Consider the following 17,786-nt stretch of genomic DNA (forward strand, 5'->3'; position numbering starts at 1 on the left):
GTCCGGGGCGGACCAGTCCCTGGTGTTCGGCGCCTTGTCCCGGTTGTTCTCCCGCCGCGAGTCCACGTGCGTGTGGTCGTCGTGGTCCGGGTAGCCGGGGCCGTAGATGCCGCTGAAGCCCTGGTCACGGGCGGATCGGGCGATGTCGCAGAGGCTGCGGTGCTTGGCGATCAGGTCGGCCGCGGTGCCGTAGAGGTGCTGGCTGTCCGCGGCACCGCCGACCTGCCGGTTGCAGGCGATGCTGCGGAACCCGCTGGTCACGTAGAGCGGCTTGTCGCCGAGGCTGCGCCGCAGCGCCTCCAGCTTCCACATGGTGCGCAGCGCGTTCTCCCGGGTGGCCGACGAGGAGAGCGGGCCGCCGGCCCACCCGCCCTTGCCGCAGCCGTTGTCCAGCTCGGCGTAGCTGAAGTGCTTCGGCGTGCAGTCGCTGTCCTTCTGCAGGTCGTAGATCTTGGCGAACGTCTGCGGTCCGGCCACGCCGTCGGCGCGCAGCCCGTACGCGGCCTGGAAGCGCTTGACCGCGGCGGCCGTCTCCGGGCCGTACACGCCGTCGACCCGGACGATGCCGCCGTACGCTGCCCAGCCGGCCACCCGGATCTGGAGCTGCCGGACCTCGGCGCCGGAGCTTCCCTGGGACAGCGTCCGGTTCCAGGTGTAGCAGCCGTCGGCGTGCGCCGGTGGCGCGGCCACGACTGTCGCCACGGCGGCCCCGGGCAGGGCCAGCGCGAACGCGACCGCCGCCCGCTTCAGGGTGTTGACGCGCACAGAGTCCTCCCGATGTCAGAGCGGAACTGGGGTTGGACGGGCACATCGACCGGTACGTCCCGTCTCTCTCACCGTGACAGGTGAGAGGATTCTTCGTGGTGATTAGCCGAAATTGTTCTCACATCAGGCGGTTCCTGGATATCGGCTGTGAATAGTGCCTGTTTGCGTACGCGGCGCCGGGTGTCGCCCGTCGGAGGTGGGCGGTAACGTCTGCTCCCGGACCCGGGCGGCGACCTCGACGGGCGGGGAGGTGGGCGTTGGCGCGTGGCGGCGTGTTCTGCGTCGAGGGGCAGTGGCACCGAGACCTCAACGAACGAGGATCCGTCCTGCCCACGCTCGACCTGCTCGAACGACTCGGCCGCATCCGCTACATCCACAAGGACGCGGCCACCCGCGACGAGCTGTTCTACTTCGTCGACAGGTGGCTGCTCAAGCAGTACGCGGACCACCGGGTGGGCTTCTTCGCCATGCACGGCGAGCCGAGCCGGCTCTGCCTCACCGACTGGGACTCGGTCGAACTGTCGGACGTGGCCGAGCGGATGGCCGGCCGCTGCGAGGGCCGCCGCCTCTACTTCGGCAGTTGCTCGGTGCTGCGCGCCTCCGACGCCACGCTGCGCGAGTTCCTCGACGTCACCGGCGCGGCGCTGATCTGCGGCTTCACCCGCGAGGTCGACTGGGTCGAGTCGGCCGCCTTCGAGACGGTGCTGCTCGACGTGCTCGCCAACGGCCAGCGCCACAACGCCGCCGAGGTGCGGATGCGCTCGGCGCACTGGGCGCCGCTCGCGGCGTACCTCGGTTTCCGGGTCATCTACGCCAACGGCCGTGCCTGGCGGCCCTCGGCCCGCCCGCGCGTGCCCGAGCAGGTGCCGGCGCAGCGGTCCGCCGGGCGTCCGCGCTGAGAACGACGGGCGTGCCTGGTAGAACCGAGGGCATGGCACGCAGCATCGCGAAGAACACCCGGGTCGACCGGGACGCCCTGATCGAGTTCCTCCGCCCCCGCCACCACGTCGTGCTGATGACCACCCGCTCCGACGGCCGCCCGCAGTCCTCCCCGGTGGCCTGCGGCGTGGACGCCGAGGGCCGCCTGGTGATCTCCACCTATCCCGAGCGCGCCAAGGTCGCCAACATCCGCCGCGACCCGCGCGTCTCCGCGTGCGTGCTCTCCGACGACTGGAACGGTCCCTGGGTACAGGTCGACGGCGTGGCCGAGGTGCTCGACCTGCCCGAGGCGCTGGAGCCGCTGGTCGAGTACTTCCGCAGCATCTCCGGCGAGCACCCGGACTGGGACGAGTACCGGTCGGCGATGGTCGCGCAGGGCAAGTCGCTGATCCGCGTCACCATCGAGTCGTGGGGCCCGATCGCCACCGGCGGCTTCCCGGCCCGGCTGGCCGACTGAATCGGTACGCGCCGGATCAGTACGCGACGGTGAACCGGGCGTTGCCGAACCGGGGATCCTCGATCTCGTCGACGATCGCCACCGCCAGGTCCTCGTAGGTGAGCACCGAACGGCCCTGCGCGTCGGTCACCGGGTGGTCGGTGCCGGTGCGGTAGTGCCCGGTCCGCTCACCCGGGTGGAACTCCAGCGGCGGCGGCGAGACGTACGTCCAGGTCACCCCGTCCGCGCTGGTGCGGTAGAACTCCAGCGCGTCGGCCTGGCCGTGCGCCGAGTCCCGGTACTCCTCCGGGAAGTCCGGCTCGTCCAGGTAACGGGTGCCCTTCGGTGTGAGCAGCGTCGAGCCGCCGCCGACGTGGATCACCCGAGGTGGGTCCGGCAGCTCACGCAACGTGTCGACCAGCGTCCGCGCGGCGTCGCGCCACAGGTTCCGCTCGCCGCCGCCGATGGCCACCACCAGCACGTCCGCGTCCTCGGCCAATTCGCGTACGCTCCGCGCCGAGGTGGCGTCGCCGGTCACTGTGCGTACGCCGGGGGGTAGGTAGCCGACCGCCTCCGGACGCCGCACCGCCGCTGTCACCCGGTGTCCCCGCTCGACCGCCTCGGCCGCGATCCGCGAGCCTGCCGTCCCGCCGGCGCCGAACACGACGATGTCGCTCATGCCTCACAGGCTAGGCAGCCCACCGGCGGGCGGCGGGACGTTCCGCCGAACCGGCTCAGTCGACGATCGCCGAGTAGACGAGCTGGCGCAACTGGCTGCGCAGCGGGTACGTGCTCGACGGCATCAGCTGGGTGAACAGCAGCGCGGTGACCTCCTCCACCGGGTCCACCCAGAAGGCGGTGCTGGCCAGGCCACCCCAGTAGAACTCGCCGACGCTGCTGGGCACCCGCGACGGCACCGGGTCGAGCACCACCGCGAAGCCCAGCCCGAAGCCGATCCCGTCGAGGATCGTCTCCGCGAAGCCCTCCGGCGAGAACGAGGCCAGATCCCGGTTGCCCGGCAGGTGGTTGCGCGTCATGAAGCGCACCGTGCGCGGGCCGAGCAGGCGGACCCCGTCCAGTTCCCCGCCGCGCAGCAGGAACTGGGTGAACCGGTGGTAGTCGGCCGCCGTGGAGACCAGCCCGCCGCCGCCGGAGTGCCAGGTCGGCTCCGCCAGCGCGGCCCGGCCCACCCCGTCGGCGCGTACCGCCTGGCCGGTGGCCGGGTGCGGGGCGTAGAGCGCGGCCAGGCGCTTCGCGTCCGCCGCGTCCACCCACCAGCGGGTGTCGGTCATGCCCAGCGGGCCCAGGATCCGCTCGGCGAAGAACGCGTCCAGCGACTGCCCGGAGATCACCTCGACCAGGCGGCCCAGCACGTCGGTGGAGACGCCGTAGTTCCAGCTCGTGCCGGGCTGGAACAGCAGCGGCAGGCGGGCCAGCCCGGCCGAGGCCGCCGCGAGGTCCGCGCCCGCCGGCACGCCCAGGTCGAAGCCCGCCGCCCGGTACAGGCCGTCGACCACCGACACCTGGGCGAAGCCGTACGTCAGGCCGGCCGTGTGGGTGAGCAGGTGCCAGATCCGGATCGGCTCGACCGCCGGCACGGTGTACGGCTTGAGCACCGAACCCCGGTCGTAGACGCGTACGTCGGCGAACTCCGGCAGCCAGCGGCTGACCGGGTCGTTCAGCTCGAACCGGCCCTCCTCCCAGAGCATCATCGCGGCGACCGAGGTGATCGGCTTGGTCATCGAGTAGATGCGCCACAGCGTGTCCGGCTCGACCGGCGTACCGGCCTCCCGGTCCCGCAGCCCGTACGTCGAGGAGTGGGCGACCTCGCCCCGGCGGGTGACCACGATCTGCCAGCCGGCGAGCCGGCCGTCGTCGACGTACCGGGCGAAGTGATCGTCGATCCGCGCCAGCCGGGCGGGATCGAGGCCGACGTGGCCGGGGTCGGTGCTCACCGTGACACTCACGACGCGAACCTACCCGCCGGTACCCGCGGCCGGGAAGTGTCACTAGGGTCGGTGACATGCCCGAGCCGGTCGAGGACGTCACCTACCGCCAGCAGGACTGGTACGCCGAGGAGCTGGCCGACCGGCACTTCGTGCGATGCGAGTTCTTCCACGTCGACCTGACCGAGGCGGTCAGCCGGGGCGCGGTCTTCACCGACTGCGTGTTCGGCAACGTGGCGTTCAACGCCTCCCGGCACACCGACTCGGCGTTCAGCAGGTGCTCGTTCAGCAAGTGCAACCTCTTCGAGGCCGAGTTCACCGGGTGCAAGCTGGTCGGCAGCACGTTCGACCGCTGCGACCTGCGCCCGCTGCGGGTCGACCGGGGCGACTGGTCCTTCGTCACGCTCGCCGGCGCCGACCTGCGCGGGGCGCGGATCACCGACGTACGGATGCGCGAGGTCGACCTGACCGGCGCCGACCTGACCGGCGCGACGCTGACCGGCGTGGACCTCTCCGGCGCCCAGTTGCACGCCGCCAAGCTGATTCGCGCCGACCTGCGCGGCAGCGACCTGTCCGCGCTCGACCCGACGGCGGTGCAGCGTTCCGGCGCGCGGATCGACGCCGAGCAGGCGGTGATGCTGGCCCAGGCGCTCGGTTTCCAGGTGGGCTGAGTCCGCCGGGAAATATGCCGCGGGTTGTCAGGTTTTCCGGACACACTCGGGCGCATGACATGGTGGTCCGATCTGGTGGCGGCGGAGCCCGAGTTCGCGGCGCGGGTGCGCGCCCGTTTCGCGGTCCGCAAGCACGGCACGATGGCGACACTGCGGCGGGACGGCTCGCCGCGGATCAGCGGCACCGAGTTCGACTTCGGCGACGACGGGCAGCTGCGGCTGGGCAGCATGGCCGGTGCGGTGAAGGCGCGCGACCTGCGTCGTGACCCCCGGGTGGCGCTGCACAGCCCGACCGAGGACACCCCGCCGGACGCCCCGTCCACCTGGGACGGGGACGCGAAGATCGCCGGCCGGGCGCACGAGGAGCCGCCCGCCGAGGACGGTTCGCACCGCTTCCGGATCGAGCTGACCGAGGTGGTGCTCACCCGGGTGGGCGAGCCACCCGACCACCTCGTGATCGAGAGCTGGCACCCCACCCGAGGCCTCCGACACCGAACCCGCCACTGACCCCCCCGGCCCCTCCCCGCCGCCCACCGCCGTCGCTGACACGCGTCGATCATGAAGTTGGCGGCACTTGATGCCCGTCTCGCCGCCGCCAACTTCATGATCGACCCGACGGTCCCGGGTGGGCGCGGTGCGCTGTGGCTGGGTTGTGGAGATCTTGGTATGGAGTGGCCCCTATGGGGGCGGGAATCTTCCAAGATCTGTTCTGCTGGGGTGGTCGGCGCCTGGCGGGCGGGGGAATTGCGAGGGCTGATGCCTTCTGCAAGATCGCGTTCTGTGTCATCCTCCCTACGGCGAGCCACGGGGCCGGGCCGCTCGCCGCCGGTGGCCGAGGGAGGGTCGGTGGCTGAGGACGACATCGCGCGTACCGGGATCCGGGTCGGGGGCTGGCTGCCCACAGCGGACGACGCGGTCGACGCGCCGGAGCACCCCGCCGGTCCACGCCGCCTGCCCGGGGACACGGAACCCGCCGCGCCCCGGACGGTGACCCCGCCGGACGGCGACCGTCCACCTGCCGACCCGGACGATCGGGTTTCCGTGGGGAACCTGGAACCGCCGGGTACCGCTGTCTGGCCGCCTCCGCGCACCACCGGCCCGCCGACTCCCGACCTTCCCGCCGCAGGCCCGCTTCCGGTCGACACCCCCGCGCCCGGCACACGCCTGGCTGGTCCCGTCGTGCCGGAACCCGGTGCGGCGGCTCCCGTCGCGCCCGGCTCACGTGCGTCGACTCCGCTCGCCCCGGGCCGGCTCGGACCAGGCCCGCTCGTACCGGGGGCGTCGACGCCCGTCGGCCCCGAGACCCGTCCGAATCCGCCCGGCGGCCGGGTTCCGCTGGTCGGGCCGGCGCCCATCGGACTGCACCTGTCCGGTCCGTCGCCGGCCCGGCCGGCCGCCACCCCCGAGCCGGCGATGTCGTCAGGCACCGCCCTCGGCCCGGCCGCGTCGGCAGGCGCCTCCCGCAGTCGGGCCGGGTCGGCAGGCGCCGCCCTCGGTCCGGCCGAGCCAGCCGGGGCGGACCCGCCGGTGGAAGCGAGGCCGGGCCGGCACTCCGCCCGGGAGAGCATCCCGGCGCGCCTCGCCGACCTGACCGGCGGCTTGTCCGACGTGACCGGCGGTCTCGGCGTCCGGCTGCGCGCCGCGGCCCGAGCGACGACGACCCGGCTGGGCCGGACCCTCGCCCCGATCGCCGGTCCGATGCGTCCACCGCCCGACGCCCCTGCTACCCGGGTCGCGGTGGCCCGGGCCCGCCGTCGGCGCCGACGCGCCGTGCTGGCGGCGGTGGCCGTGACCGGCCTGGTGGCGGCGCTGGCGTACGCGGCCCGGTCGTCCACGCCGCCCCCACTGACCCGGGAGACCGCGCCCGTGGCGGCACCCGGCAACCAGGCACCGAACGACCAAGCACCGACCGACCAAGCACCACCCGGCCAAGCACCAACCGACCAGGCACCCAGCGACCAGGCACCGGTCACCGGCGGGCCGCTGCTCGACGTGGACCTGGCGCCGCTGCCGGGGTCGTTGTCGCTCACCGACCTCGGTACGCGGGACTGGCGGCACTGGGGCGGTACCGGCGCGGACAGCTTCCACCGCAAGGCGGGCGGCACCGGCGAGATCCAGGACCCGGGTGGCGAGCGGCTCGAGCACAACGCGGGCGCCTGTGATCTGCAGTGGACCGACGGCACGCCGACGGCGCGTCAGGAGGGCACCCGGGCGGGTGTCTTCCAGCGCGGCGCCGGGAAGAGCTTCACGCTCGGCGTGGCCGGGAGCGGGGATCTGCGTACGGTCCGGTTGTTCGTCGGCACGTTCTCGGCCGGCGCGCGGCTCGACCTGTCGCTGTCCAGTGGTGGCGACCCCGCCGTCCGCGAGGTCGCCCTCGCCGCGGGTGACCGCTTCTACCAGTACGTCATCCGCTTCCGGACGGCCCCGGGGGAGCGGCTGCTGATCAGGTGGCAGGCCCTGACCGTGACCGGCGGCCAGAACGACGGGGTGGCGTTGCAGGCGATCACGGTAAGCTGAGCGGCCGGTCCGGCGAGCGGTCGTCAGGTAACGAACTGGAAACGCCCGTCACTCGACATATGGCGCAAAGAGCCGTGCGGTGACACCGTGAAGCCCGTCGCGCACCTGTCGTATCCGTCGGTGTCGTGACCGAAGTGGAGGGTGTGGTGGGCCAGGAGGACCGTCCGCGTACCGGCCCCGGCTCGCACCGGCACGGCCTTCCGCGTACCCGGTCCGCGTTGCGCCGGCTGCGCCGCCGGCGTCGGCTGATGCTCGAAGGGCTGGCCGCCCTTCTCTGCCTGGCGGCGCTGGCCGTCTACCTGGGCGTCGAACGGCACGACGCGCCGCGCGAGGAGCACGCCGGCGTGCCGGTGGCACCGCCCGGCCGGGTCGGGCTGCCGAACGAGGCCGACGACTCGGTGGTCAACCCGGGGCTGCGTCCCCGCCAGCGGCCGCCGTCGCCGAGCCCGTCGCCGTCCACGCCGTCACCGTCACCGACGCCCGCGCCGCCGCCGACCGTCACCGTGACCCGCGCCGACGTGCCCGCCACCGTCGACCTCACCGCCGCCGGGCCCACCGACTGGGTCCACTGGGGGCTCACCGGCGCCGACCGGACGGTCCGCAAGCGGGGCGGCTCCGGCGAGATCCGCGACGAGGGCGGCCGGGGGCGGCGGGAGAGCTTCAGCAACAACCCCGAGGCGTACGCCTGGCGTGACGGCAACCCGGTCGCGTCGGCGAGCGGCACCATGTCCGGCGTCTACACCTGCCACCGGGGCAGCGGGTTCACCCTGTCGGTGGCCGCCGACGGGCAGCAGCGCACGGTGCGTCTGTACGCCGGACTCTGGATGGCCCGGGGCCGCCTCGACGTGCGCGTCTCCAGCGGCGGCCCGGTGACCACGCTCCGGATGGAGGATCCGCACACCGCGCTCACCACCGAGTTCACGATCAAGTTCCGCGCCCAGCGTGGCGCGCGGCTGCTGCTGAACTGGACGGTGGAGGAGTCGCTCGGCGACTGCGGCAACGTCAGCCTCCAGGCGGTGGCGCTGCGCTGAGCGGGGACAGTTTGTCCGTCGCGTACCCGGCCGGGCGTCGTACGTTTCGGTTGTCCCGTCCGACCATCCTCTGTGGAGGCCCGACCGATGACCGGCCCTGCACCCGTCGCACCCACCCGCCCGCGCACCGACTGTGACGTGCTGCGCGAGATCCCGATGCCGCCGTACGTGACGGTCGAGGACGTCCAGTTCGCGGTGCGGGCGGTGGTGGTGCACGCGCCGCGGGCCTGGTCGGGCGGGACCATCTGCCGCAACGACGCCAGCCCGCACCCGTGCCGGCTGCACGTGTGGGGCCGCCGGGTGCTCACCCTGCGCGGACTGCCGTCGGCCGAGATCGACGCGCTGGTCGAACGCGGCGACCCCGCCGCCGACCCGCGCCCGTACCGCCCCGGCGCCTGAGCACCGGGGCGGCCGGACCGGTCAGCAGAGCGCGGGCTTCACCCAGGAGCACTCCCGCCCCTCCGGTACGCGCGGCGACTCGGGCGCGACCGGCACGGTCCGCCGGGCGGTCGCCGTCTCCTTCTCGGAGTACGAGGCGAGCGCGATGGCGATCTGGTCCTCCAGCCCCTTCACCGACGAGGTGAGGTAGTTGTTCAGCACGATCGAGAAGGCGAGCAGCCGTCCGTCGGCGTCGGTGACGTAGCCGGAGAGCGCCGACGCGCCGGTCAGGCTGCCGGTCTTGGCGTGCACGTTGTTCGCGGCGGCGGTGCCGCCCATCCGGCTGCGCAGCGTCCCGCCCACGAGCCGGTCCGGGTTGCCGGCCACCGGCAGGGCGGCGTACCAGGTGTCGAACCACGGTTCGGTGCGGACCGCCGAGAGCAGCGTGACGAACTGGGCCGGTGGGACGAGGTTGCGCCGGGACAGGCCGGACCCGTCGCGCTGGCGCAGCGTGCCGGTGTCCACTCCGGCGTCACCCACGTATCCGCTGATCGCCGACAGCCCGGCGGCCCAGGTGCCGGACCCGGACAGCTGCCGGCCGAGTTCCTTGGTGAGCACCTCGGCGTGGCCGTTGTTGGAGAGCTTGAGGAACGGCACCATCAGGTCGGCCAGCGGCATCGAGTCGTGCCGGGCGAGCGGCTTGGCGGTGTCCGGGGTGGCGGTGCCGAGCACGGTCCGGCCGAGCACCCGTACGCCGTGCCGCCGCAGCGCGGAGCGGAACACGTCGGCGGCGTACCCGGTCGGCTCCCACACGGTGACCCAGTCGCTCTCGGCGGCCTGGCCGACGGCGATCTGGCCGGTCACCACGACGGTGTTGCCGCCGTGTTCGCGCTCGAAGGAGATGGTGGTCTCGCCGTCGGCGACCGTCTCGGCCCGGTTGTCGATCCGCAGCCAGCCGTTCTCCGGCGTCATGGTGATCTTCGGCCGGGCGCCGGCCCGCGTGCCGGGGGTGGCGTGCACGATCACGGTGCCCGCGTCGTAGTCGGTGTCCGGGGCGACTGTCAGCGCCGACACCTGGGCGGAGTAGTAGTAGGGCTCGTCGTCCCAGGTCCAGTCCGGACCGAGCCGGTCCTTGTCGTAGCGGGTGTCGTCGGCGACCAGGTCGCCTGCGACCACGCGTACGCCGGCCGCGGCGACCTGCTGCGCGAGGCGGTCGTAGTCGGCGGCGAGGATGGTGGGGTCGCCACCGCCGCGCAGGTAGAGGTCACCGGAGAGCATCCCGGCGCGGCGCGGCCCGTCGGCGCTGACCTCGGTGGTGAAGCGGTGACCCGGACCGAGGAGTTCCATCGCCGCAGCCGACGTGAACAGCTTGGTGTTGGAGGCGGGGATGAGCCGCCGGGTGCCGTTGCGGTCGTAGAGCGTACGACCGGCGGTGGTGTCGACGACGACCACGCCCGCCTGCGCCCCGTCGAGGCGGCTGTCGGCGAGGACCGCGTCGATTGTGGCGTTCAGCCGGGTCTGCGCGGGGGTGGGCGCTTCGGCGGTGGCGGTGGTGGTGCCGGCGGCGGCCGCGGTGGCGACCAGCGCCAGCACCGCGAGCGCCCGGGGGAATAGGCGTCGATGCATGGGACGATGCTGCCACGGAGATTTCCTGCGGGAAAGGCTCCGGTGCGAAAGGTTATTTGCGGCCCGCCGACGCGGGCACCGCGATCCCCCGGGTGTTCCCGGTACGACTCGGGGAAAACACCTGTTCACCGGGGAGCGGCCGATCGCCGGGTTCCGTTTGACGGATGACCTGGCAGCGGGCACGGTGGGGGTGAGGGCCGGGGAACCGCCCTGCTTCCAGCGCGGCGGGACGTGTCTCGCCCGCTTCCGGGTCGCGAGCCGACCGCGTGGGCCGTGTCGCCCGCGAAACCCGACATCCAGCCATGAGGAGTTCAGCCATGCTGACCATGACCGACAACGCCGTCCTGGTGATCCGTGACCTCGCCGCCCAGCAGGACGTCGCCGACGCGGGCGGGCTGCGCATCGCCGCCGACACCGACGCCGGTTCGCTCTCGATCGAGCTGGTGCCGCAGCCGGTGCAGGGCGACCAGGTGGTGGACACCGAGGGGGCGCGCATCTTCCTCGACTCGGACGCGGCCGAGCTGCTGAACGACACGTCTGTGGACGCCGTCGTCGACGAGGAGGGCGTGGTCCAGTTCGGGTTCACCGAGAAGGAGTGAGCTCAGCCGGCCCGCTGGTCCGGTTCCGGCCGGACCAGCGCGGCCAGCACGTGCGCCAGATGGTGTGAGGTGCTCCACGCGATCCAGCTGGCCGGTGAGCCCGCGCCGGCGCCCCGCCGGGCCCGCCGGACGATCTCGTGGTCGCCCCAGGAGAAGCCGGCCCCGGCCGACGACCAGTGCGGCGCGGTGGTGAGCGTGCGGCACAGGTCGGCGAAACGTTCGTCGCCCCGCCCGCCTCGCCGCGACCAGCGGTACACCCACCACGCGTCGTCGGCGGCCCAGCGCAGCGTCGGGGTCCGGTCGCCCGGCTCGTCCGCGTCCCGCACCGCGCAGCAGACGCCGTAGTCGCCGTACCCGAGGTCCAGGTCGGCCAGGCGCCGCCAGAGCGACCAGTCGTAGCGGTCCAGCCGCACCGGTTCGTCCACCGGCAGCCGGGACAGCGACGGCGGCATTCCGCCCGCGGCCACCGTGACCGAGCGCCAGGCGTGCCGCCGGGCCCACTGCGCCGCCCGCCGGACCCTCGGCTCGGCCAGCCGGACGTCGGCCCGGCAGCACACGTCCCCCGCGTCCAGCAGCAGATCGCACTGCTCGGGCAGCAGTCCGGTCACCCGCCACACCCGTTCCGCCGCGGCCGTCGCGGCGTCCGGTCCGGCCCGGTCCGGGCCGACCCGCAACCGGACCACCGCGTGGTGCGCCCAGGCCCGGGCCGCCGCGCCGTGCGCGGCCAGCCGCCGGTCACTGTCCGCGAGACCGATGACCGGCACCAGCGGTACGCCCCAGCGGGCCGGATCGTGGTCCGCGCTGTCCGGCAGCGCCGACACGTCGACGGCGGGCAGCAGTCCGTCGGGCAGCCGGCTCAGCGCGTCCACGATGGACGGCGCGTCGGCCGGAACGTCGAGGATCGGTGCGAGCAGCGCGGCGGAGGCGTCGTCGAGCCGGGTCAGCGCCTCCAGCTCCCCGCGTCGTGCGGCCAGCACCGGGCGGTAGACCGGAGGTCGACCTCGGAGCGGCGGCACCATACTTCAATGTAGCCAGACAATTGCGTTGCGTCATGGTTTCCGGTCGGCTCCGGTTCCGCGAGAAGGCGTCGCGGGGTCGGCGGAGCGAGCCGTGAAGTCGACGTTCAGGCCGACGTTTCCGCAGCTCAGAGCCGTCCACTGTCAGTGATCGGACAGTCCTCCGGCTGGTTGCCGGGCGGTTCGCCGACATAGCGTCGGAATCACCGAGGGGGACCGCCGACGATCGCCCGGAAGTGCACGAACGCCTCCTGCCGGCGTACCGGCGGGAGAGAGGATCACCATGCCGAGCCGCAGGGCAAGGAGGGAAACCACCGGCCAGCCGATCCCGAGCATGCGGGATGCCGCGCGCGCCGACACCGAGATCAACTCGTGTTCGCCGGTCGGGTTGCCGGCCACCGCGCGCATGCTGTTCGCCGTGGTCGACGCCAACGGACGGCTCGTCCGGGGCCTCGGCGCCACCTCGGCCACCCGGCTCGCCGCCGGGATGTACCAGGTGGCGTTCGACCAGGACGTGGCCGGGGCGGCGTACGTCGGGACGGTCGGCCCGGCGACGGCGAACGGGCTGGTACCGCAGGGCGTCATCACTGTGGCGCCGCGGTCGGGCATCGCCAACGCGGTGTTCGTCGAGACGCACGGCGCGAGCGGGCACGCGGACCGCCCGTTCCACCTGGCCGTGCTGGCCTGACCGGACCCGCAGACGAGCGCACGGCGCCGCACGACCTCCGGTCGTAACGTCGCCGCGCTCCGGCCGTCTCCCACCACCGCAGCCGTACGGCGGTACGCCGGCGGGGACCTGGCTCGACCGGCCCAGCCCGCACCGGTCTTGTCGGCAGCACATGCCCCTTCTCAGGGCATCCAAACCGGATCGGCGTGGGGAATTCCACCATCTGCGACTCCCGGCGTGGCGGGCGCGTGATCGGGGTATGAGCGGGCCATGGAGCATTTCACGATCGCGACAGTCGCCGAGAAGAGTCCCGACTTCCGCCGCGTGCTCTGGACCGGGGAGCACACCCAGCTGGTCATCATGACCATTCCGCCGGGCGGCGAGATCGGCGAGGAGGTCCACGAGGGCATCGACCAGATCCTCACGTTCGTCAGCGGCACCGGCGAGGCGCGGGTGGCCGGGGAGAAGAAGGAGGTCGTCTCCGGCGACCTGGTGGTCGTACCGGCCGGCACGAAGCACAACTTCGTCAACACCGGGCCGAACCCGCTGGTGCTCTACACCGTCTACGGCCCGCCGGAGCACGCCGACGGCGCGGTGCACAAGACGAAGGAGGAGGCGGACGCCGCCGAGGAGGCGGGCGAGGACGAGCCGCCGACGTCCTGACGCCCGGTGCGCACGTGTTAAGCGGGGGCCCCTGCTCTACCGGAGATGTTAAGAAGGGGCCCCTCCTTGCACCAGGCCGGGGTATTTCAGGCCGGCGCCGGTGTTGAGCACCACCACGCGCTCACCGGGCCGGATCCACCCGCCCGCGCGCAGGTGCCGGGCGGCGGTCAGGCAGGCCGCGCCCTCCGGGCAGAGCAGCAGCCCCTCCCGGGCGGCGAAGTCGCGCAGGTCGGCGAGGATCTCCGCGTCGTCCACCGCGATCGCGGTGCCGGCGCTCTCCCGCAGCGCCGACAGGATCAGCTCGTCGCCGAGCGGCGCGGGCACGGTGATGCCGAACGCGACGGTGTGCGCGTCCTGCCACGGGGTGACGCGCTCCTCGCCGGCCGCGAACGCCCGCACGATCGGCGCGCACCCGGTGGACTGCACCGCGACCAGCCGGGGCAGCCGGTCCTCCACCCAGCCCAGCTCGCGCAGCTCGTGCAGCGCCTTGTGGATGCCGATCAGCCCGACGCCCCCGCCGGTCGGATAGACGATCACGTCGGGCACCTGCCAGCCGAGCTGCTCGACGATCTCGTACCCCATGGTCTTCTTGCCTTCGAGGCGGTACGGCTCGCGCAGCGTGCCGGCGTCGAAGATCCCGCCGTCCGACCCGGCGATCAGCTCGGCGATGTCCCGCCCCGCGTCGTTTATCAGGCCGTCGATCAGCCGCAGGTCGGCGCCGGCGGCGAGGCACTCCTCGCGGCAGATCGTCGGCGCGGCCAGCGGCATGGCGATCGTCGCGCCGATCCCGGCCCGCGCCGCGTACGTGGCCCAGGCCGCTCCCGCGTTGCCGTTCGTGGGCATGGCGATCCGCCGCACGCCCAGCTCCCGGGCCCGGCTCACGCCCACCGACGCGCCGCGCGCCTTGAACGACCCGGTCGGGGTCAGCCCCTCGTCCTTGACGATCAGATCCGCGATGCCGATCTCGTGGCCGTACGCCGGCGCGCGCCACATCGGCGTCCAGCCCTCGCCCAGCGTGGTCACGCACCGGGGGTCGGCCACCGGCAGCAGTTCCCGGTAGCGCCACAGGTCGGCCGGGCGCAGCCCGAACCGCTCCGGCGCGACGGTGGCGGCCACCGCGGCGAGGTCGTAGCGGGCCAGCAGCGGCGAGCCGCAGCCGCACAGGTTCTGCAACACGTCGGCCGGGTGTTCACTGCCGCAGCGCGGGCACTCCAGGTGCGTCAGGTGCACGGTGGTCCTCAGCTCGCGTCGATGCTCAGCCAGTGCCGGCTGCGCCGGCCCGGCTCGTACGGGGAGTCGAGGCGTTTCGCCACCACTCCCGGGAGCCCCTGCTCACGGGCGGCCCGTAGGGCGTCCGCGCCGACTCCCGGGAACCACGGCGGAGTCTGCCAGTGCGGACCGGTGAGCGCCAGACCGTCGAGCAGGTCACGGCGTTGCGCGTACGGCACGTCGAGGCTGGACACGCCCTCCAGCCAGAGCAGGTCGACGGCGAGGAACTGACCGTCGCGCCGGGTCGGCGGACGGACCCGCCCGGCCGGGTCGATCCGGACCAGCACGCCGTCGAGCACCGCCTCGGCCGGGGCCAGCGCCTCGGCCATGCCCCGCGCCCAGGGGTACGACCCGGTGACGTCGGTGTCGTCGCCGTCGAGCAGCCGCAGCCGGCCGCCCGAGACGTACGCCATCGCGCGCACGCCCGCCCAGCGCAGCTCGTACCCCCAGGCGGCGGCGTCGCGCGGCAGCCGCCCGCCCTCGGCGGGCCGCATCGGGCGGACCAGTTCGGGCATCGGCGTCCAGCCCTCCGGCGCCGGGTCGGTGCGCCTGATCATCCAGTCCCGGCCCCGCCCGCCGGTGGCGAACAGGACGTACCGGCCCTTCGTGCGCTCGCCGTCGAGCACCACGATCACCTCGTCGTCGCGCCACTTCTCCGCCCGGTAGGTGCCGGTGTCGTGCACTGTCATCCGCCCGCCGCCGTACTCCCCGGCGGGGATCTCCCCGTGGAACGTCAGGTACTCCATCGGGTGGTCCTCGGTGTGCACCGCCAGATGGTTGCGGCCTGGGTCGCGGGGCAGGCCGCGCGGCACCGCCCAGGAGGCCAGCACGCCGTCGTGCTCCAGGCGCAGATCCCAGTGCAGGCTCCGGGCGTGGTGCTGCTGGATGACGAAGCGGGGCGCGCGCCGCGCGGACCGCTTCCGGCCGGCAGCCCGCTCGGGCACCGGTTCCGGGGTACGCGCGGCGTCCCGTTTCCGCCGGTACTCCTCCAGCCGGTCCGCCATCCCCGCATCCTCCCCCAGACCCGCCGTACGCGCCGGGATGCCGGTGTGTGTGCGGCCAACCGGGGTAGAACGGGGGACATGGACAGCGACCAGCCCACCCTCCCGCTCGCCGGCGACGTCCGGATCCCGCTGCTCGGCTTCGGCACGTGGCAGGCCACCGGCGAGGCCGGTTACCAGGCGGTGCTCGCCGCGCTGGACGCCGGCTACCGCCACATCGACACGGCCACCATGTACGGCAACGAGAAGGAGGTCGGGCGGGCGGTCAAGGAGAGCGGTCTGCGCCGCGAGGACGTCTTCATCACCACCAAGCTGCCGCCGGACCGGGTGGGCCGGGAGCGGGAGACCATCGAGGCCAGCCTGGCCGCCCTGGACACCGACTACGTCGACCTGTGGCTGGTGCACTGGCCGCCGTCCGCGCCGGGCGACAGCATCCCGGTGTGGCGGGAGATGCTCGCCGCGCGGGACGAGAACATGGCGCGCACGGTGGGGGTGAGCAACTACTCGATCGGGCAGATCGACGAGCTGATCCAGGCCACCGAGGAGACGCCGGCGGTCAACCAGATCCGCTGGAGCCCGTCGCTGTACGACAGGCGCACACACGCCGCCCACCGGGACCGGGGCGTGGCGCTGGAGGGGTACAGCCCGTTCAAGACCAGTGACCTGTCCGACCCGGTGCTGGTCCGCATCGCCCAGGCGCACGACGTGTCGCCGGCCCAGGTGGTGCTGCGCTGGCACATCGACCACGAGATCGTGGTGATTCCGAAGTCGGTCACGCCGGAGCGCATCCGGGCCAACGTCGACGTGTTCGGGTTCTCGCTCACCGCCGAGGAGATGCGCGACGTCGACGCACTCGCCGGCTGAGGCGTACCCGGGGAAGGGGGCGCGGTCCGCGACGGACCGCGCCCCCTTCTCCTGTGCGGTGGTCAGCCCCGGGCGCAGGTGGAGCCGTTGAGCGTGAAGCTGCTCGGCGCGGAGTAGCTGCCGTTCAGCGTCGCCTGGTAGCCGAAGCTGGTGGACGCCCCCGGCGCCAGCGTGCCGTTGTAGCCGGCGTTACGGGCGGTCACCGCCGAGCCGCTCTGGCTCACGGTGGCGTTCCACGCGTTGGTGACCGTCTGCCCGGAGGGCAGGTTGTAGTTGAGCGTCCAGCCGTTGATCGTGCCGGAGCCGGTGTTCTTGACCGTCACGTCGGCGGTGAAGCCGTTGTTCCACACGTTCGCCGCCTTGTAGGTGACGGTGCAGGACGCGCCGCCCGACGGCGGGGGGGTGGTCGGCGCCGACGTGGTCGGCGGCGGGTTCGAGCCGCCGGTGTTCACGCTCTGCGAGAACGAGTTCACCGCCAGCCCGACGCCGCCCTGCCACGGCTCGAAGCCGGCCTGGATGCTGGTCAGGTACCAGTCGTTGGTGATCGCGCCCCGGTTGCGGGTGTCGTTGATGAACGCCATCGCGTCGAAGCTGAAGCTGGGGATGGCCGACGGCGACAGGTACGAGATGACGTTGTTGGAGCCGTTGCTGCCGCGCCAGACCTCCCAGGTGCGGCCGGCGATGCTGGCGGTGCCGACCGGCGAGCCGATGGGCTGGATCGAGCCCTGCCGGTTGAGCCAGATCATGATCTCCATCTGGTTGACGCCGTCGCGCTTGGGCGACGGGTCGAGCCAGATGTCGTACGACGCGTTGAAGGTCGCGCCGCTGACGTAGTTGTAGCTGATGCTGGACGGCGCGCTGCTGATGTTCTTCACCTGCACGGGCAGGTTCGTGCCGGGCGAGCAGTTGGTGTAGTGGCAGCCCACGAAGATCGACGGGTACGCGACCGGCGCCCCGTTTGTCGGCGCGGAGCCGTCCGCGCGGGTGATCGAGAAGCCGGTCGAGGTGACGTTGATGCACTGCTGGGCACTGGTGCCCCAGCGGTTGTTCTGCACCACGTACTTGCCGCCGATCGTGGTCGAGCCGTACTGCTCGCAGATCTGGGTGTCGGCGGAGGCGGTGCCGCCGAGCGCGACGGCGACGAGGGTGCCGGCGGCGAGCAGTCCGGCCGCCGCGAGGGCCCTGAGTGGACGCTTCATGATGCTCCTTGGCTCGGCGCGGGACGGCGCCGGTTCGGTCGGTGGTACGTGCGGGAGCGCTCCCACGGTGCACTGAACACATTTACATGTCTCGAATCATTGCGCAAATGCGCCGGGCTCGTTAACGCTCCGCGTCCGGTCGGTGGCGCGAGCGACCGCCGCGACCGCCGCCTTCCCCCAGATGGAGGCGGGATTCCTG

The 17,786-nt window shown here is 73.1% G+C and carries 19 protein-coding genes; 11 read left to right on the forward strand and 8 right to left on the reverse strand.

The features are described 5' to 3' along the window. Positions 1-765 (reverse strand): D-Ala-D-Ala carboxypeptidase family metallohydrolase (locus tag ACPCK6_RS14815; protein WP_423481385.1); only part of this gene is annotated, 765 nt, incomplete at its 3' end. A 257-nt stretch (positions 766-1,022) separates the two neighbouring features. Here ACPCK6_RS14815 and ACPCK6_RS14820 point away from each other — a divergent pair. After that, positions 1,023-1,664, forward strand: a complete 642-nt coding sequence (locus tag ACPCK6_RS14820; RefSeq protein WP_194799524.1) for a DUF6642 family protein — start codon at positions 1,023-1,025, stop codon at positions 1,662-1,664. Positions 1,665-1,696: 32 nt separating this feature from the next. After that, positions 1,697-2,161, forward strand: a complete 465-nt coding sequence (locus ACPCK6_RS14825; RefSeq protein ID WP_030272926.1) for a PPOX class F420-dependent oxidoreductase — start codon at positions 1,697-1,699, stop codon at positions 2,159-2,161. Positions 2,162-2,177: 16 nt separating this feature from the next. Here ACPCK6_RS14825 and ACPCK6_RS14830 read toward each other — a convergent pair whose 3' ends face one another. Next, positions 2,178-2,819: an NAD(P)-dependent oxidoreductase gene (locus tag ACPCK6_RS14830; RefSeq protein WP_396880108.1), complete on the reverse strand. Its 642-nt coding sequence runs from the start codon at positions 2,817-2,819 to the stop codon at positions 2,178-2,180. A gap of 55 nt (positions 2,820-2,874) precedes the next feature. After that, a complete protein-coding gene (locus ACPCK6_RS14835) occupies positions 2,875-4,107 on the reverse strand; it encodes a serine hydrolase domain-containing protein (protein WP_423481386.1) in 1,233 nt (410 codons plus the stop codon). 56 nt (positions 4,108-4,163) lie between these two features. Between ACPCK6_RS14835 and ACPCK6_RS14840 the strand changes: the two genes are divergently transcribed. The 5 genes from ACPCK6_RS14840 (at position 4,164) to ACPCK6_RS14860 (ending at position 8,704) form a co-directional block, all read left to right on the forward strand. Beyond that, positions 4,164-4,757: a pentapeptide repeat-containing protein gene (locus tag ACPCK6_RS14840; protein ID WP_423481387.1), complete on the forward strand. Its 594-nt coding sequence runs from the start codon at positions 4,164-4,166 to the stop codon at positions 4,755-4,757. A 54-nt stretch (positions 4,758-4,811) separates the two neighbouring features. Next, complete coding sequence (locus tag ACPCK6_RS14845) at positions 4,812-5,264, forward strand: pyridoxamine 5'-phosphate oxidase family protein (protein WP_396880109.1); 453 nt, start codon at positions 4,812-4,814, stop codon at positions 5,262-5,264. A gap of 1,020 nt (positions 5,265-6,284) precedes the next feature. After that, positions 6,285-7,274 carry a hypothetical protein gene (locus ACPCK6_RS14850; protein ID WP_423481388.1) on the forward strand — a complete coding sequence of 330 codons (990 nt, stop codon included), beginning with the start codon at positions 6,285-6,287 and terminating at the stop codon, positions 7,272-7,274. A 125-nt stretch (positions 7,275-7,399) separates the two neighbouring features. Then, entirely contained in the window at positions 7,400-8,305 is a 906-nt protein-coding gene (locus tag ACPCK6_RS14855) for a hypothetical protein (RefSeq protein WP_396880111.1), read from the forward strand. An 87-nt stretch (positions 8,306-8,392) separates the two neighbouring features. Next, positions 8,393-8,704 (forward strand): hypothetical protein, encoded by a 312-nt coding sequence (locus ACPCK6_RS14860; RefSeq protein WP_047894075.1) that lies wholly within the window; start codon positions 8,393-8,395, stop codon positions 8,702-8,704. Between the two features lie 21 nt (positions 8,705-8,725). Here the strand turns inward: ACPCK6_RS14860 and dacB are convergent, their stop codons facing one another. Then, positions 8,726-10,309: a D-alanyl-D-alanine carboxypeptidase/D-alanyl-D-alanine endopeptidase gene (gene dacB / locus ACPCK6_RS14865; protein WP_423481389.1), complete on the reverse strand. Its 1,584-nt coding sequence runs from the start codon at positions 10,307-10,309 to the stop codon at positions 8,726-8,728. A gap of 317 nt (positions 10,310-10,626) precedes the next feature. On the opposite strand from dacB, the gene ACPCK6_RS14870 reads away from it, so the two are divergent. Then, entirely contained in the window at positions 10,627-10,908 is a 282-nt protein-coding gene (locus ACPCK6_RS14870) for an iron-sulfur cluster biosynthesis family protein (RefSeq protein WP_047894073.1), read from the forward strand. 2 nt (positions 10,909-10,910) lie between these two features. On the opposite strand, the gene ACPCK6_RS14875 is transcribed toward ACPCK6_RS14870, so the two are convergent. Next, complete coding sequence (locus ACPCK6_RS14875; protein ID WP_423481390.1) at positions 10,911-11,927, reverse strand: beta family protein; 1,017 nt, start codon at positions 11,925-11,927, stop codon at positions 10,911-10,913. 331 nt (positions 11,928-12,258) lie between these two features. On the opposite strand from ACPCK6_RS14875, the gene ACPCK6_RS14880 reads away from it, so the two are divergent. Together ACPCK6_RS14880 and ACPCK6_RS14885 are read left to right on the forward strand one after the other, a co-directional pair. Further along, a complete protein-coding gene (locus tag ACPCK6_RS14880; protein ID WP_423481391.1) occupies positions 12,259-12,612 on the forward strand; it encodes a hypothetical protein in 354 nt (117 codons plus the stop codon). Positions 12,613-12,861: 249 nt separating this feature from the next. Then, positions 12,862-13,254, forward strand: a complete 393-nt coding sequence (locus ACPCK6_RS14885; RefSeq protein ID WP_013284343.1) for a cupin domain-containing protein — start codon at positions 12,862-12,864, stop codon at positions 13,252-13,254. Positions 13,255-13,302: 48 nt separating this feature from the next. Here ACPCK6_RS14885 and ACPCK6_RS14890 read toward each other — a convergent pair whose 3' ends face one another. After that, a complete protein-coding gene (locus ACPCK6_RS14890) occupies positions 13,303-14,484 on the reverse strand; it encodes a threonine synthase (RefSeq protein WP_396880115.1) in 1,182 nt (393 codons plus the stop codon). A gap of 8 nt (positions 14,485-14,492) precedes the next feature. Then, the gene (locus ACPCK6_RS14895; protein ID WP_423481392.1) at positions 14,493-15,527 is read right to left on the reverse strand and encodes a DNA polymerase ligase N-terminal domain-containing protein; all 1,035 of its coding nucleotides are present in this window, start codon (positions 15,525-15,527) and stop codon (positions 14,493-14,495) included. Between the two features lie 78 nt (positions 15,528-15,605). Here ACPCK6_RS14895 and ACPCK6_RS14900 point away from each other — a divergent pair, with 78 nt between their 5' ends. After that, entirely contained in the window at positions 15,606-16,388 is a 783-nt protein-coding gene (locus ACPCK6_RS14900) for an aldo/keto reductase (RefSeq protein WP_423481393.1), read from the forward strand. 62 nt (positions 16,389-16,450) lie between these two features. Here ACPCK6_RS14900 and ACPCK6_RS14905 read toward each other — a convergent pair whose 3' ends face one another. After that, positions 16,451-17,587: a glycoside hydrolase family 12 protein gene (locus ACPCK6_RS14905; RefSeq protein WP_423481394.1), complete on the reverse strand. Its 1,137-nt coding sequence runs from the start codon at positions 17,585-17,587 to the stop codon at positions 16,451-16,453. Positions 17,588-17,786 lie beyond the last annotated feature (199 nt).

This window comes from Micromonospora sp. AB353 (assembly GCF_049538395.1).
Taxonomy (GTDB): Bacteria; Actinomycetota; Actinomycetes; order Mycobacteriales; family Micromonosporaceae; genus Micromonospora; species Micromonospora aurantiaca.